The 14,515-nt window shown below is 35.0% G+C and carries 15 protein-coding genes; 13 read left to right on the forward strand and 2 right to left on the reverse strand.

Features of this window, described 5'->3' with window-relative positions; all coding sequences use genetic code 11:
* The first annotated feature begins 105 nt into the window (after positions 1–105).
* Positions 106–525: an ArpU family phage packaging/lysis transcriptional regulator gene (locus A5819_RS15605; RefSeq protein ID WP_086281703.1), complete on the forward strand. Its 420-nt coding sequence runs from the start codon at positions 106–108 to the stop codon at positions 523–525.
* A gap of 165 nt (positions 526–690) precedes the next feature.
* On the forward strand, positions 691–1,080 hold the full coding sequence (locus tag A5819_RS15610; protein WP_176271477.1) for a phage holin family protein: 390 nt from the start codon (positions 691–693) through the stop codon (positions 1,078–1,080).
* A gap of 81 nt (positions 1,081–1,161) precedes the next feature.
* Here the strand turns inward: A5819_RS15610 and A5819_RS15615 are convergent, their stop codons facing one another.
* On the reverse strand, positions 1,162–2,598 hold the full coding sequence (locus tag A5819_RS15615) for an MFS transporter (RefSeq protein ID WP_086281702.1): 1,437 nt from the start codon (positions 2,596–2,598) through the stop codon (positions 1,162–1,164).
* Positions 2,599–3,103: 505 nt separating this feature from the next.
* On the opposite strand from A5819_RS15615, the gene A5819_RS15620 reads away from it, so the two are divergent.
* The 10 genes from A5819_RS15620 (at position 3,104) to A5819_RS15665 (ending at position 12,500) form a co-directional block, all read left to right on the forward strand.
* A complete protein-coding gene (locus tag A5819_RS15620; protein ID WP_086281701.1) occupies positions 3,104–4,426 on the forward strand; it encodes a DRTGG domain-containing protein in 1,323 nt (440 codons plus the stop codon).
* 12 nt (positions 4,427–4,438) lie between these two features.
* Positions 4,439–5,389 (forward strand): bifunctional oligoribonuclease/PAP phosphatase NrnA, encoded by a 951-nt coding sequence (locus A5819_RS15625; RefSeq protein ID WP_086281700.1) that lies wholly within the window; start codon positions 4,439–4,441, stop codon positions 5,387–5,389.
* Positions 5,390–5,591: 202 nt separating this feature from the next.
* Entirely contained in the window at positions 5,592–6,434 is an 843-nt protein-coding gene (locus A5819_RS15630) for a histidine phosphatase family protein (protein WP_086281699.1), read from the forward strand.
* 112 nt (positions 6,435–6,546) lie between these two features.
* Entirely contained in the window at positions 6,547–6,891 is a 345-nt protein-coding gene (locus A5819_RS15635; RefSeq protein ID WP_086281698.1) for a zinc ribbon domain-containing protein YjdM, read from the forward strand.
* A 302-nt stretch (positions 6,892–7,193) separates the two neighbouring features.
* Entirely contained in the window at positions 7,194–7,877 is a 684-nt protein-coding gene (locus tag A5819_RS15640) for a bifunctional 2-polyprenyl-6-hydroxyphenol methylase/3-demethylubiquinol 3-O-methyltransferase UbiG (protein ID WP_086281697.1), read from the forward strand.
* Entirely contained in the window at positions 7,874–9,439 is a 1,566-nt protein-coding gene (locus A5819_RS15645; protein WP_086281696.1) for an ABC transporter substrate-binding protein, read from the forward strand. Before A5819_RS15640 ends, A5819_RS15645 begins: the two co-directional genes overlap by 4 nt.
* Positions 9,440–10,378 (forward strand): ABC transporter permease, encoded by a 939-nt coding sequence (locus A5819_RS15650; protein WP_086281695.1) that lies wholly within the window; start codon positions 9,440–9,442, stop codon positions 10,376–10,378.
* Positions 10,375–11,157 (forward strand): ABC transporter permease, encoded by a 783-nt coding sequence (locus A5819_RS15655; RefSeq protein ID WP_086281694.1) that lies wholly within the window; start codon positions 10,375–10,377, stop codon positions 11,155–11,157. The genes A5819_RS15650 and A5819_RS15655 overlap by 4 nt, the downstream gene beginning before the upstream one ends.
* Entirely contained in the window at positions 11,150–11,857 is a 708-nt protein-coding gene (locus A5819_RS15660; RefSeq protein WP_086281693.1) for an ATP-binding cassette domain-containing protein, read from the forward strand. Before A5819_RS15655 ends, A5819_RS15660 begins: the two co-directional genes overlap by 8 nt.
* Positions 11,850–12,500 (forward strand): ABC transporter ATP-binding protein, encoded by a 651-nt coding sequence (locus A5819_RS15665; protein WP_086281692.1) that lies wholly within the window; start codon positions 11,850–11,852, stop codon positions 12,498–12,500. Before A5819_RS15660 ends, A5819_RS15665 begins: the two co-directional genes overlap by 8 nt.
* Before the next feature lie 297 nt (positions 12,501–12,797).
* On the opposite strand, the gene A5819_RS15670 is transcribed toward A5819_RS15665, so the two are convergent.
* Positions 12,798–13,121, reverse strand: a complete 324-nt coding sequence (locus tag A5819_RS15670) for a hypothetical protein (RefSeq protein ID WP_086281691.1) — start codon at positions 13,119–13,121, stop codon at positions 12,798–12,800.
* A gap of 183 nt (positions 13,122–13,304) precedes the next feature.
* On the opposite strand from A5819_RS15670, the gene A5819_RS15675 reads away from it, so the two are divergent.
* Entirely contained in the window at positions 13,305–14,480 is a 1,176-nt protein-coding gene (locus tag A5819_RS15675) for a VanZ family protein (protein WP_086281690.1), read from the forward strand.
* The last annotated feature ends 35 nt before the right edge of the window (positions 14,481–14,515 follow it).

Below are 14,515 nucleotides of genomic sequence, written 5' to 3' on the forward strand. Positions count from 1 at the left end.
TTATTATATATTAGCTAATTCACTAAACAAAAGGGTAAAGGAAGAAGTTGTATTAGCGTAGGACGAAAGAAAATAGACAATAGAAAACAAAGGAGAGGATAAACAATGCTATTATTTCCCGAAATTGATCGAAAAAAAACAAAAAGAAAGGTTCATGATTTATTAAATGCCTATCGTGCCTTGGTTCGAATTGCTGGCGAAAAACATGCCCCAAAATTAACAGCCTCCTATACGTTTGAACTGAATAATGTTGAAACAGAATTTACTCGCAAGACCGAACAATTAGTTGACCGGAAACAGCTTGCCGAAATGGAACTGATCAAGATAGTAAATGCTATGAATCAACTGGATGCTTACGATCGGCAATTATTATACGATAAATACATGGATCGCAACTTTACAACAAATATTGCAATCTACATGAAGCATCATATGAGCGAAAGCAAATTTTACCGGGAGCTGGACAAAGCAATGATTCGCTTTGCAGAATCATATGAGAGTGGGCAATTATTGATAGAAAAGTGACAATTTCTTGGGAGAGTTTTAGTAGGTTGCTTGCTTTAAAATAGACTAAACTATCATTGTACCGCTAGTTAAAAAGTGTTCAATTATTAAAGAGAAAAGACATGTAATTTGAACTAACGGGTACAGTAATTAAAAACAAATAATTAAAGAAAAAAGGTGGTAATTATGAAGATGTTTGCTTATTTAGATCGTTTTTTAGTAGACGCTGATCATAAAGCAATTTATGTTTTAACGTTGATTTGCATAGCAATGATCATCGATTTTTTAAGTGGCAGCTTAGCTGCAAAAATCAATCCAAATATTGATTTTTTAAGTAAAGTAGGAATCAATGGAATTTTAAGAAAAGTGGCGAGTATGGTTTTGTTGATGTTTTTTATTCCCTTAGCACCATTGATTCCAGGTGGAGCAGGTGTGGGACTGATTTATGTTTTATATGTCGGTTATCTGCTGATGGAATTGAAATCGATTCTTGAGAACTATAAAAAGATGGGGATCGGAACAGAACTTTTTGAAGAATTTATCAAAAATATCAAAAGTGGCAAAGAAGATGAATAAGTAGACGTGACCTCTTTGATTCACAACAAAAAATGAAACTGATGGCAGAGGTCCCTGCTGCAGTTTCATTTTTTAGTTTGTTTATTTTTTTCTTGCCTTCAGTGAACGGAATAAAGTTAACCCTAAAGCAGTTAAACATAAGATAAAAGAACCCAAGAAAGTAATTCTCATTCCAAAAATAAAAATATCAGGTCGTTCACTAATGAAGGTGGTTACACGTTGACCATAAACGGCACTCATTGCATTATATAGAATCGTGGTAGCTAAGGCGATCCCTAAGACCATTCCTAGATTACGAGCAAAAGAGTTCATACTTCCAGCCACACCTAGATCCTCTTTTGCAACACTACTCATGACAGTTGTATTGTTAGGTGATTGGAATAACGCATTTCCTAATCCCATAATCCCAGTTGCTAAAATATAGTACCAAACTGGTGTTCCTTGATTCAAAAACATGTACATCAAAGAAGTTACCGACAATAAAAATAAGCCAGAAAAAGTCAAAAGCTTCGTCCCGATTTTATCTGTTAAAAAGCCGCTGATTGGTGAACCTACAACCATCAGCAAAGGAAAGACCATCATCAATAAGCCGGCTTTACTTGCTGGTAATCCTCGAGCATTTTGTAAATAAAACGGAATCACGACATTGACGAAAAAGTTTGATGAAAAAATTAAAACAGCAGTGATCAAACTCATCGTAAAGACTTTGTTTTTAAAGATTGAAAATGTAATCAACGGTTGACTAACTCGTTTTTCGACTCTAATAAAAATAATCAATGATAATAGTGCGAAAATAAATAACACCATAGATAAAAGCGCATTGAAGCCAATTTCTTGACCGATAAAGATTGCGCCAAAAAAAGTCATGATAAATACAGCGAATAAACTAAAACCGACCATATCCACTTTTTTACCACTTTTAATAATATCTCTCGGTAAAAATTTCTCCCCAATCAAAATCGTAATGATCCCAACAGGAACATTGATCCAAAAAATATAAGGCCATGAAAATTGTGAAAGAATCAACCCACCGATTCCTGGTCCCGCAATAGATCCAAGGGAAACGAAGGCGCCAATCGAGCCTAATGCTCGACCACGTTCTTTAAAAGGAAAAACTTCTGTAATAATTCCTGAGTTGGTCGCCATAGTCATGCTGGAGCCGATTCCTTGAACGATTCGGGCAAAAAGCAGAAAGCCCAGTGACTGATTGAATCCGCATAATAATGAACCAATCGTAAAAATGATCGTTCCGATTCGGTATACTTTGATCTTACCAAAACTGTCTCCAATTTTGCCAAAAAGTAGCAAGCAAGCACAAACAATCATTAAATAGATTGAAACGATCCATTCTGACTGATTCATAGGTACGTTCATATCTTTTGAAATCGTCGGCAACGCTATATTGACGATGCTGGCATCTAGCGTGGACATAAAAGTAAACATAGCCACAGAAACTAAAATCCACCAGCGGTTTTTTTGTACAATAGGATTTTCTTGAAAACTATTCACTGATTCCATATCTTCATCTCCTTAAAAAATGTAAACAGTCCGCTATTATCATACTCCTTTTTTTGAAAAAATGTCAGTGCCAAAAATAGTTTTAACTAATTTTTTCAAGATGAATGTTCATTGATTTGTTTAATCAAGGCTAAATACAAGCAAAACTTGCCCTGTTTATTTTTAACTTCTGTTACAATAAATTAAGAATAACTGTACTAAAATGTGTGATTTTTTGTTATACTTTTTAAGTGAAGTCAATCAATGGAAAAGTTAAATCTGTCTTAGTATTGATTTTCAGTGAATTAAAACAGTTTATCGATTCAATCAAAGAATGAACTACTTTTTTGTAATGAGTGTTATAAAGGGTCAAATAGAAGAAGTATGGATATTTAGGAACATAGATTTCTAGTCGGCTGCACAAATCAATCTTTTCAAAATAAGATCAACTAAAGTTAGCTGTTCTTTTATCTTATTTTTCAAAGAATCAATTGTTTTGTTACGCTTTTAAATCAAGGAGGATATTATGGCTACGAAACATGATCAAATATTAAAGTACATCGAAGGCTTGCCGATCGGTGATCGGATTTCAGTTCGAAGCATCGCCAAAAATCTTGGTGTTAGTGAAGGAACGGCCTATCGCGCAATTAAAGATGCAGAAAATATCGGTTTGGTTTCAACGATCCAACGTGTGGGGACGATCCGGATTGAACGAAAGTTAAAAAAGCATATTGAGAAACTAACATTTGGCGAAGTGGTTCGTATCATCGAAGGAGATGTGTTAGGCGGCTCAGCAGGATTAGACAAAGTGTTGAATAAGTTTGTGATCGGTGCGATGACAGAAAATGCGATGACGCGCTACATAACACCTGGTTCATTGATGATCGTGGGAAATCGTCAAGGCGTGCAAAAATTAGCTTTAGAAAATGGTGCGGCAGTGTTGATCACTGGTGGCTTTGATACCGAAAGTGAAATTGCAGAACTAGCAGATGAACTGGAAATGCCAGTACTTAGAACAACTTATGATACGTTTACAGTTGCAACAATGATCAACCGAGCATTGAGTGATCAATTAATCAAAAAAGATATTATGTTGGTCAGCGATATTTACACGACATTAGAGAAAACAAATTATCTGTTTTCTACAAATACGATTGCTGATTATCAAAAGCTATCTGAAAAAACACATCATTCTCGTTTTCCTGTAGTTAATAAAAGTTTGCGCTTAGTCGGAATAGTCACTGCAAAAGATGTTTTGGGTAAAACGGAAACTTTGACGATGGATAAAGTGATGACTAAAGATCCGATCGTTGTCAAAAAAATGATGAGTGTTGCTAGTGTCAGTCACCAAATGATTTGGGATGGTTTAGAAGTAATGCCGGTTGTGGAAGATGATTTATCTTTAGTCGGTTTTGTCTCTAGACAAGATGTGATGAAGGCGATGCAACTAGTACAAAGACAGCCACAGATCGCTGATACGATTTCAGATCAAATATCTGGAGAAGTAATGCCAGTAGAAGAAGGCGGTAAAGCAACAGATTCTCAATTTAAATTCACGGTTGCACCTCAAATGGTCAATAGTGTGGGGACGATTTCATTTGGTGTACTTAGTGAAATCATTGCTAATGTAACGCAGCGTACGATGATCACCAATCAAAGAAGAAATGTGTTGATTGAACAGATGAGCTTGCATTATTTGCGTTTGATCCAATTAGAAAGTGAATTAGATATTCGCCCAAGAGTCTTAGAAATCGGGCGACGCTCAGCTAAGTTAGACATTGAAATTTATTTAGAGAATGCACTTGTAGCGAAAGCAATTGTAGTTTGTCAAGTAATGGAGCGAACCTAGGAGGAAGTTACAATGGAAGTTGTCAAAGAAATTTTAGCAAAAATTAAAACCTATCAAACAATCCTGATTCATCGTCACCAAAGACCTGATCCAGATGCGATTGGTTCACAAGTTGGTTTAGCAGAAATATTGAGAGCTAGTTTTCCAGATAAAATGATTTACCAAGTTGGTGGACCAGTTGAAGGATTAGAATTTTTAGCCGAAATGGATGAAGTATCTGATGAGACGTATCATAACGCCTTGGTTATTGTGACGGATACAGCTAATTCACCAAGAATTAGTGATGAACGTTATCATTTAGGGGCAGAATTGATCAAGATCGATCATCACCCAAATGATGAACCCTATGGCGATGTAGTCTGGGTCAATACTAAAGCTAGTAGTTGTAGTGAAATCATTGCTGATTTTTATACGCTCAATCAAGAGGAACTGACCATGAGCGATGAGGCAGCTCGTTTGTTGTATGCTGGAATTATTGGCGATACCGGTCGTTTTTTATATCCCGCAACAACCCCTCATACCTTAGAAGTAGCAGCCAACCTGATGACGTATGATTTTAATGCAGCCGAATTAAATCGGGAATTAGAACAAATTCCGATGAGTGTAGCCAAATTAGCTGGATATGTTTATCAAAATATTGTAGTAGATGAGTTTGGAGCAGCCAGTGTTAAACTGCCGCAAACATTGCTTAAAGAATATGGGATCGTTGATTCAGAAACGGCTGCAATCGTTTCATTACCTGGTGTAATCGATGAAGTCTTAGCCTGGGGAATCTTTGTCGAACAGCCGGAAGGGTATTACCGTGTACGTTTGCGTTCAAAAGGACCTGTCATTAATGAGCTAGCTAAGAAGCATCATGGCGGTGGTCATCCGTTGGCTAGTGGTGCAAATGCTAAAGACTTGGATGAAGTAGCTGAAATTTATCAAGAAATTCAACAATTGTGTAAAGCCTATAAAAAATAACGTTTGAAAGCATTTACATTTTCTGCAACGTCCGTTATACTAAAGCTAGTTAAATAGCGGATAGTGATTGTTTATAACAAGCTAAACCTGATTGTACCAAATAACTTTATTTGGTGTAGTTGGGTTTTTTTCTTTTTTAGCTGATAAAACGCTTACTAGCTGTTTAATTAAAAATAAGGAATAGTACGGAGGAGAAAGTGTTATGAAATTGAAAAAAATGGTTGTTGGTATGGCGTTATTTTCAATGGTCTTAGTCGGGTGCAGCAATGGGACTGCAAAAGAAGAAAAGAAAGCTGACACAAAAGAAAAAGATAATTCGGAAGTCGTAATTTACCTTGCTCGACATGGTAAAACAATGTTAAACACTGTGGATCGTTCCCAAGGTTGGATCGATGCACCATTGACACCGGCTGGCGTTGAAGTGGCGGAGCAGTTAGGTAAAGGGCTGTCTGATGTTACTTTTGATAAAGTCGTGACAAGTGATAGTGGACGAGCAATCGAAACGGCTGAGTTAGTCTTGCAAAATAATGGTCAAGAAAAAATGATGAAGGAAATGACGAAAGACAAACGTTTAAGAGAATATAATTTTGGGACGTATGAAGGCTTGATGAACGAAGAAATGCTGACAGCAGTGGCAAAAGAACAAGGAAAAACATATGAAGAATACAATGAGTGGATGAAAGAAGTCGGTTTTTATAAAGGCATCATCGAATTTGCCGATGTGTTATCTGATTTAGATAAGAAAAATGTGGAAGAAGGCTTGAATTGGCCAGCAGAAGATAGTAAAACAATCGTCACTCGTTTAAAAGCTGGATTAGATGATATTGTGAAGGATGCTGAAAAAGAAGGAGCGAACAATGTTTTAGTCGTTTCTCATGGCATGAGCATTATTACGTTATTAGGTGAATTAGATGCCAATGCTGACTTGCCTGATGGCGGATTGAAAAATGCGAGTGTGTCAAAGGTAACCTATAAAGACGGAAAATACATGATCGATAGTGTCAATGATCTTTCTTACGTAGAAAAAGGCAAAGAAAGCAAATAAATTCAATTAAATTTACTATTTGTAAATATAATAGTTCTTTTATTTCGTTTAGAAGTACGCTAAAATGAAGTGATAACACTTTAAAAGAGAACGATAATGAAGGAGAATTTAAATGGAAAATTTACCAAGTTGCCCTGAATGTGGCTCAACATATACTTATGAGGATCGTGGCATGATGATTTGTCCAGAATGCGCACATGAATGGTCGGCAACAGATGCTACAGAAGAGACAGCAGCTGTTATTAAGGATTCAAATGGCAATGTGTTAGCAGATGGTGATAACGTCACAGTTATTAAAGATCTAAAAGTCAAAGGGGCAAGTGGTGCAATCAAACAAGGAACGAAAGTGAAAGGCATTCGTTTAGTGATTGATGCGGCAGATGGTCATAATATCGATTGTAAAGTTGATGGGTTTGGTCCGATGAAATTGAAATCTGAGTTTGTAAAAAAAATATAATTATCACTATTTTCAAAGAAAACGTAGAAAGATCATTTAGATTTTTTTACGTTTTTTTTTTCGAGGCTTGACTTTATTCTGAACAACTGATATATTTTTTTGGATAAAATCGTACTCATTACGTTTTATGATTGTTTAATCGAAAGGAAAAAGAGTATGAAAGTATAAAAATAGTTCAATATAAAGACAGAGCTTTGTTGTTTATATAAAATAGGTACATCATAAAATTATATCTTGAAAGTAAATTTGTGTTATGTAATAATTGATAATGAGAATCGTTCTCAATTAAAGGAGGAGTTTTTATGGAAACATATGAAAATTGGTGGCAAGAAGGAAGTCACGGAGATCAAGAAATGGAAAATAGTCACTATGAAGGTTGGCAAAACGTAATTGATTTAATTGACAAAAAGGATATACAGAATAGAACTATTTTAGATTTTGGATGTAATCAAGGTGGTTTTTTGCGACATTTACATGATCGAATTCCATTTAGTAATGCTTATGGAGTGGACTTGGCAAAAAAAGCAATTGAAGTAGCAAAAAGTCGAGTGTCAGACTACCCAATCCATTATATCAACACAGACGATGTCACAACTTTAGACACAAAGTTTGATACTGTAATTAGTACATCTGTTTTATACTTAATCGAAGATTTAGATTCACATTTCGAGAAAATATCAGCTGTTTTAAAAGACGAAGGCGTTTACTACGCTTCATTTTCTGACCAATCCAAAAATCCTAGTATGGAATATATGAAGGAAAAAATAGATAAATATGGCGCAACCAAAATGCAGAATAAGACGTTGACAGAAGTTGTAGACAGTCTTGTAAAGCAAGGCTTTTCAGTAGAATTGATAAAAGAATATAGAGAACCAATCTATCAAGTTACACATTACAGAGAATTTTACCTATCAGTGGATGATTATATTTTGTCTTGTGAGAATTCTTACTTGATTAAAGCTACAAAAAAAGGAGAAAAGCAATGAAGAAAAGAGTTAAAATGATAGGTCTATTGGTAGGGTTAGTCTGTCTAGTTGGTTGTACGGCTACAACTGATAAAAATAACGACAATCAAGCACTAAAAACGGTTAATATTGCTATATCCAATGAAGGGAAAGCAGATTTATTAGATGCCACATCTTATGATGCAGCTATGGCATTATATGGAGCAGTGTATGAGCCACTGATTGAGTATGCAGGGAAAGGTGAATTCAAAGCTGGATTGTCCGAATCGTGGGATATTTCTGAGGATGGGAAAAAATATACGTTTCATTTAAAAAAGAATAGCAAGTTCTCTGATGGAAGTAAAGTAGACGCTGAAGCAGTGAAATTTACGATTGAGCGCGCGAAATATAATAATGAAACAACCTCATTACAAACTTTAACAAATCTTGAAAAAATCACGGTAATTGATGAAAATACAGTCGAGATGCTATTTACGAAAGTATCGAATCAAGTTCTCTCAGAGTTGTGTCAAACACGACCACTAAGAATTATGAGCCCAAATGCGGTAGAGAATCAGAAAATTGATGGAGAGTTTAAAAAAGCAATTGGTTCTGGACCCTTTGTCGTGGAAGAAAGCTCAGACGAGCAGACGGTAATGAAAGCCAATCCATATTTTAACCATGAAACCCCAGTCAACTATAATGTAACATTTCAGACAATTGAAGATGGTAGCTCTCGCTCATTAGCGCTTAAAAGTGGTGAAATAGATATTGCTGGAGGGACATTAGGGGATATTACTGATAGTGACATTTCCTCTTTAAAAAAGGATAAAAAATACAATGTTCATGAATTTACTGGAACGATGTCACATTTTTTAGCCTTTAATCCAGATAATTCTCAGCTAAGTGCCACCATTCGTAATGGGATAGAAGCAGCGATCAACAAATCTGAGCTATCTGATAAAAAGTTAGCCGGATTATTTCGCGAGAATGTACAATATGTAACGGAAGAAAATCAGCACAAGACTTCGTATGATTTAGATAAAGCAAAAGAAATTTTTGAAAGCCAAGGTTATAAGCTCAATCAAAATAACTATTATGAGAAAGGAAATGAGACTCTACAATTTACCTTAGTCATACAAACAACTGAATTTCCCGAATGGAAAGAAAAGGCAGAAGTTATTGAAAGCGAACTTAAAAATGCTGGTGTTAAGTTAAATATTCAGATTTTAGATAAAGAAAGCTATTATGATGTTTTATGGAAAACTAAAAAATATGATTTGATTTTTTATCGAACGTATACAGATGCGCTGCTTCCATATAACTTTTTGAACTCATTATTTCAAAACCAAGCAGGAACGCACGGTGTTTTGGCAAATGATGAAAAACTGACTAATTTATTAAATGATTACGCAACAACCAACGATAAAGAAAAACAACAAGACATTTTTAATAACATTTTTGCTCGTCTATCTGAAGAAACTCTAGCAATACCAATTGAATACAAGGATGAAAACTTTGTAACATCTGAAAAAATTTCTACATTTGAGTATTCAGGTTTATCGGATGCGCCGATTGATTTCAAGAGATTAGCGGTGAACTAAATGTCTACGCACATTTTTTTGAAGAAAACCCTACGGTTACTTATAAGTATGTTGCTCTTTACCTTTATACTTTATGGATTACTTTATTTGTCAACAGGTGACCCGGCATTAAGTGTGCTAAGAAAACTTGGCGTTCAAACCTTATCACCCGAAGTAATTATAGAAACGCGAACAAGACTTGGGATAGAGGGTAATTTTTTTGATCAATACGTCCACTGGTTGCTAAATACTCTAAGAGGTGATTTAGGTCATTCATTTATGAATAATCTTCCTGTGAAAACATTACTTCTAGAAAAATTCTTCGTTACTTTTAGATTAATGAGTAGTTCTTTTATTCTTTGTATTGTTCTTTCGCTTTTAATTGGTGGAGTTATTGGGAATAGTTCGTCATATCAGTGGACGAAACAGATATTTTCGATTTTGTTATCTTTTCCAATTTATTGGTTAGCAATTTTAGCTATCTTTATTTTTGGTGTTCAGCTGAATTGGTTTCCCTTTGTTGGCAGTCGCTCTATTCGTCATTTTATTCTACCTGTTTTAGTTATTAGTTTTGCTGAAGGGAGTTATTTAACAAAAATGGTCAGCGATTTAGTTGCGACTGTGGCTAAGAGTGAACGGCAAGTTTTGGCCAAATTTAGAGGGATCAAGTGGTACTACCGGTATTATTACCAGTTGAATGAGCTATTTGTAGCATTAATATCTCTGTATGGAACAAGTTTGGTTCACTTGTTTGGTAGCTGTGTGATGATAGAAATTATTTTTAGTATTTCTGGATTTGGAAAGCTACTGATGGATGCTATTTCAACTCGGGATTATCCGGTCATTCAAGGAATCACTTTAGTTGTTGCCTGTGGAACATTTATACTAAATTACTTGATTGATCTTGCTATTCAAAAAGTAGATAGCAGAGTCGTTATAGATCAAGGAGGGAAAGAATGAAAAGGATTGTTCAATTAATCTGTTTTATCAGTGTTAGTCTAGTTGTCTTTTTGAATTTAAAAAATCCTTACCTGATTGATAAAGAGTGTCGCTTACAAGGAATCAGTTGGCAACATTGGTTTGGAACAGATTATTTAGGTAGAGATTTGTTTAGTCGCGTTATTTATGGGTGTTTTTATTCATTGAGTATCGCTCTTCTGGTTCTAATTGGCATTGTTCTAATCAGTCTCCTCTTAGGTGGTAGTGCAGGCTTGATTGGTGGGTTTATTGATTCGTTTATTACAATAGTTGCGGACATGATGATAAGTATTCCCTCGATGATTCTTGCTCTCGTTTTTGCAGGTCTTTTTTCTAATTCGATTTTCACTGTAATGGCAGCTTTAATTATCAGTGGCTCAGGAAAATATATTCGCTACATTCGAAATTTAGTGTTGAATATAAAAACGGAAGAGTTTGTTCTTCTAGCACCATTAAGAGGTTCATTTACATTTCATACGTTGTTTTATCATATTTTACCTAATTTAGTGGTAGAATTAATGTCTTTGTTTACGACGGATTTAGGTAAAATACTGATAAGTATTTCTGGTTTGTCCTTTCTAGGTATCGGCATACAGCCACCAACACCTGAACTTGGTACAATTCTTTTTGATGGGAAAGCTTACTTTTTCGTTGCACCTTGGGTTTTTATTTTTCCTGGTATTTTGTTAAGCGGCATTGTTATACTAACGCAGAGAATCAGCAAAAAGATCAATCAAAAATGGGGTGTAGTTTATGATTGAATTAATCGACTGTTCTGCTTTTTTGAAAAATCAAGAAATAGTAAAAGGAATTTCTTTAAAAATTCCCAAAGGAGCATTTTTTACAATTATTGGAGAAAGTGGTGGGGGGAAAACCCTTTTGAGTCGGATGATCTTGAATTTACTGCCTGCTAATTTTCACGTAACGGGTAAAATTAAGGCAAATAGAGAAAAAATGGATTTGGTTTTACAGGATCCAATAGGCAGTATGCAAAGGAATATACCGATACGAACCCAGCTGCATCAACTATTAAAATCAAAAGGAGTAGAAAATAAAACAGTTAGGCAAGTGCGAATTGAGCAACTTTTAAAGTGGGTTGGTTTTGATTCGGTTGATTCTATTTTAGATAAACGCACATTTGAGTTGAGTGGTGGTATGTGTCAAAGAGTTGCTATTGCCAGTGCGTTACTTACCGAACCCGAGATTTTGATAGTAGATGAACCAACAAGCGCGCTAGATGAAGTAAGTCAGAAAATGATTTTGGCTCTTTTGTGGAAGATTTACCAAGAAAAAAACTTAACAATTATTTTTATTACGCATGATCTGACCATCGTCAAAGAATTTAGCACACATGTAGGTATTATGAAAGATGGGCAGCTTATCGAGGTTGGAGAGACCCAGCAAGTTATTAGCAATCCTAGTGCAAAGTACACGAAGGAGTTGATTCAGATATTTGAATAAGAATTCTAGTTTATTAAAGATTGATAAATTAAGCAAAACCTATAAAGAACAAATTATTTTTCAAAATCTTGACCTTGTCATAAATCAGGGTGAGTGGGTAGGTGTCATAGGAAAAAATGGTTCGGGGAAATCCACATTGACTAAAATTATTTTAGGATTGGAAACATATTCTGAAGGGGAAATTTATTTAAACGGACAAAAGCAAGAGCAATATGAGTTGCGTCAATGGATGCAAAATATCCAATTGGTCGCTCAATATACGCGAAATGCACTTGATCCTACCAAAAAAATCGAAAAAATCCTTCAGGAACCATTGCGAAAATTTAGATTAGTAGATAAATCAAATGAAAATTTACGTATTAAGCAAGTTTTAGATGACTGTCATTTGCCAAAATCATTATTAACAAAGCGCCCTAGAGAACTTAGCGGTGGTCAATATCAGCGAGTTTGTATTGCATTGTCGTTATTAGTAAAACCTAAGTTACTGATTTGTGATGAGGCAACAGCAAGTTTGGATAAAATCAATGAATTGAGAATTATTCATTTACTAAAAAAACAGCAGGAAATGAGTGTACTTTTTATTTCTCATAATAAAAAGTTAGTAAATGAATGTTGTGATAATACATTTTTGTTAGAACATTAGTGCAAAACTAATGAGTGGTTTTATCGATTGATAATACTAAAAAAATTAAGAAAAAAATCTAGAAAAGTGGTAACTGTTAGTGGAGTAATAACTACATTTTAATTTCATTTAATACGGTAGTATCATTGAATAGTATCTGTGTGATAGTCTTAATTGTAGCAAGGAGCTACTGTAAAAGATAATGAAGAATTATAATAAAAAATAAGTGCAAGACAAAAGTAAAAACTACTTTTGTCTTGCACTTAAAAATCGAATAAATGCTTTTATTCCTTCCTCAAGACCCTCTATATTAGTTCTTTAATTAGATTCTTCCCGAAAAGACTTGACTCTCTTTACACCTCTCCATAGATTGAGGATTGCCAACACAGCACCTAAAATAAGTGGAATCCACAGTATTTCTGGTGCATAACCTAATTTTCCTAGTTGTGCAGTAGCATGACTCTCTTCTAAAGTCCACAAACCTTGTAATACTTGGAAACTAAACGCCATCATAAATGTTGCAATCAATAAAAGGACAAAACCAATATAGTGAACAGTACTCTTTTTTCTAATGAAGGCAAATACGATATATAAAAAGAGTAGAAAAATGGGAACGCCAAAAGCAAAGTATGGATTTAACATAATAAAACCTCCGTATTTAAAAGTTGCTGCCAGATTATTGGGGAATTTGATTGTTGAAGCCTATAATTCAATCATACTGCAATTTTTCTGATTTGCAAAATATATTTTTTGCTAAAGGAGTGACTATTTTAAATGACAAAGTGTCTATTTTTTACTAAACTAAAGTAGAAGGGGGAGTGTTTTATGTCAGCCTATGCTGCACCAATCAAAACAGCCTTGATCGTATTTCCATTTTTAGCTTTTGCCATTTCATTTATTCTTGTTATTCGTGAATATCGGAAATACGGTACTTTTTTATTTAGGCGAGCGCTTATTTTGTATTCATTTGTTTTCTATTTACTCTGTGCATATTTTTTGGTCATTTTACCATTGCCGCCTCGAGCTGAGGTAGCGCAATATACGAGCCAAATGTTAGAATTGCGGCCGTTTTATTTTGTTAACCGTTTTATGCAAGAGACGGTCTTGAATATTCATGATCCAAGTACCTTTATCCCAGCGTTAAGGCAAGGCGTCGTGTTGGAGCCGGTTTTCAACGTTCTGTTGCTCGTTCCTTTTGGGGTATATTTACGTTATTATTACAAACTTTCATTCAAAAAAGTAGTTCTCGCTAGTTTTCTCTTGTCGCTGTTTTTTGAGTTAACGCAGTTGAGCGGATTGTATTTTATTTATCCTAGACCTTATCGGTTAGCGGACGTGAATGATTTGATCAATAATACGTTTGGTGGAATTGTCGGTTATACGATTACACCGATGTTGACCTTTTTATTTCCAACAAGAGACGAGTTGGATGAAGCCGCCTATGAAAAAGGGCAATCCGTTAGTTTATTTCGGCGTTTTGTGGCTTTTTTGATCGATTGGTTTGTGATTTCGATCGTGCAAGCATTTGGAATGTTTATGCTCAATTTAATCCCAGAATACAAACAATGGTTTGTAGGATATCCTGCATTAGAAGGAAGAATCTGGTTTTTCGCTATGGTATTTGTAGTGTTTATGTTGCTACCTAAACTGACGAATGGGGAAACAATCGGCAAGAAAGTCGTGCGTATTCAAGTTGTAGAAGAAGGGCATGAAAAAATTCGTTTTCGCGCTTTATTTATTCGGTATGGTTATTTGTATGTTGTTTATGGTTTGATCAGTTCTTACATGACGAGTTCAGCTGATTTGCTCAATTCTAGTAATCGAATGTTGCAGTTAGTGAGTTTTATGTTGTTTCTATTTTGCTCGTTCCTGTTATTACTATTTTTCATTAATGTTCTGTATGTATTGATTAGAAAGAAGCGTCGATTATTTTATGAAAAAGCGAGCCATACCTATACGATCAGCACGATAAAAAGAGAGAAAAATGTAGAAAATCAATAAGGAATCGCAGTTTTTGTGGTATAATGCATGAGGAC

The organism is Enterococcus sp. 7E2_DIV0204, assembly GCF_002140855.1.
GTDB classification, from domain to species: Bacteria; Bacillota; Bacilli; order Lactobacillales; family Enterococcaceae; genus Enterococcus_L; species Enterococcus_L lemimoniae.

Bases quoted from the DNA above. Each gene is read 5' to 3' on its own strand.
- A5819_RS15610 (WP_176271477.1), top strand. From the start codon at position 691: ATGAAGATGTTTGCTTATTTAGATCGTTTTTTAGTAGACGCTGATCAT.
- A5819_RS15655 (WP_086281694.1), top strand. From the start codon at position 10,375: ATGAAAAGGATTGTTCAATTAATCTGTTTTATCAGTGTTAGTCTAGTT.
- A5819_RS15640 (WP_086281697.1), top strand. From the start codon at position 7,194: ATGGAAACATATGAAAATTGGTGGCAAGAAGGAAGTCACGGAGATCAA.
- A5819_RS15670 (WP_086281691.1), bottom strand. From the start codon at position 13,121: ATGTTAAATCCATACTTTGCTTTTGGCGTTCCCATTTTTCTACTCTTT.
- A5819_RS15630 (WP_086281699.1), top strand. From the start codon at position 5,592: ATGAAATTGAAAAAAATGGTTGTTGGTATGGCGTTATTTTCAATGGTC.
- A5819_RS15660 (WP_086281693.1), top strand. From the start codon at position 11,150: ATGATTGAATTAATCGACTGTTCTGCTTTTTTGAAAAATCAAGAAATA.
- A5819_RS15605 (WP_086281703.1), top strand. From the start codon at position 106: ATGCTATTATTTCCCGAAATTGATCGAAAAAAAACAAAAAGAAAGGTT.
- A5819_RS15650 (WP_086281695.1), top strand. From the start codon at position 9,440: ATGTCTACGCACATTTTTTTGAAGAAAACCCTACGGTTACTTATAAGT.
- A5819_RS15645 (WP_086281696.1), top strand. From the start codon at position 7,874: ATGAAGAAAAGAGTTAAAATGATAGGTCTATTGGTAGGGTTAGTCTGT.
- A5819_RS15620 (WP_086281701.1), top strand. From the start codon at position 3,104: ATGGCTACGAAACATGATCAAATATTAAAGTACATCGAAGGCTTGCCG.
- A5819_RS15675 (WP_086281690.1), top strand. From the start codon at position 13,305: ATGTCAGCCTATGCTGCACCAATCAAAACAGCCTTGATCGTATTTCCA.
- A5819_RS15635 (WP_086281698.1), top strand. From the start codon at position 6,547: ATGGAAAATTTACCAAGTTGCCCTGAATGTGGCTCAACATATACTTAT.
- A5819_RS15615 (WP_086281702.1), bottom strand. From the start codon at position 2,598: ATGGAATCAGTGAATAGTTTTCAAGAAAATCCTATTGTACAAAAAAAC.
- A5819_RS15625 (WP_086281700.1), top strand. From the start codon at position 4,439: ATGGAAGTTGTCAAAGAAATTTTAGCAAAAATTAAAACCTATCAAACA.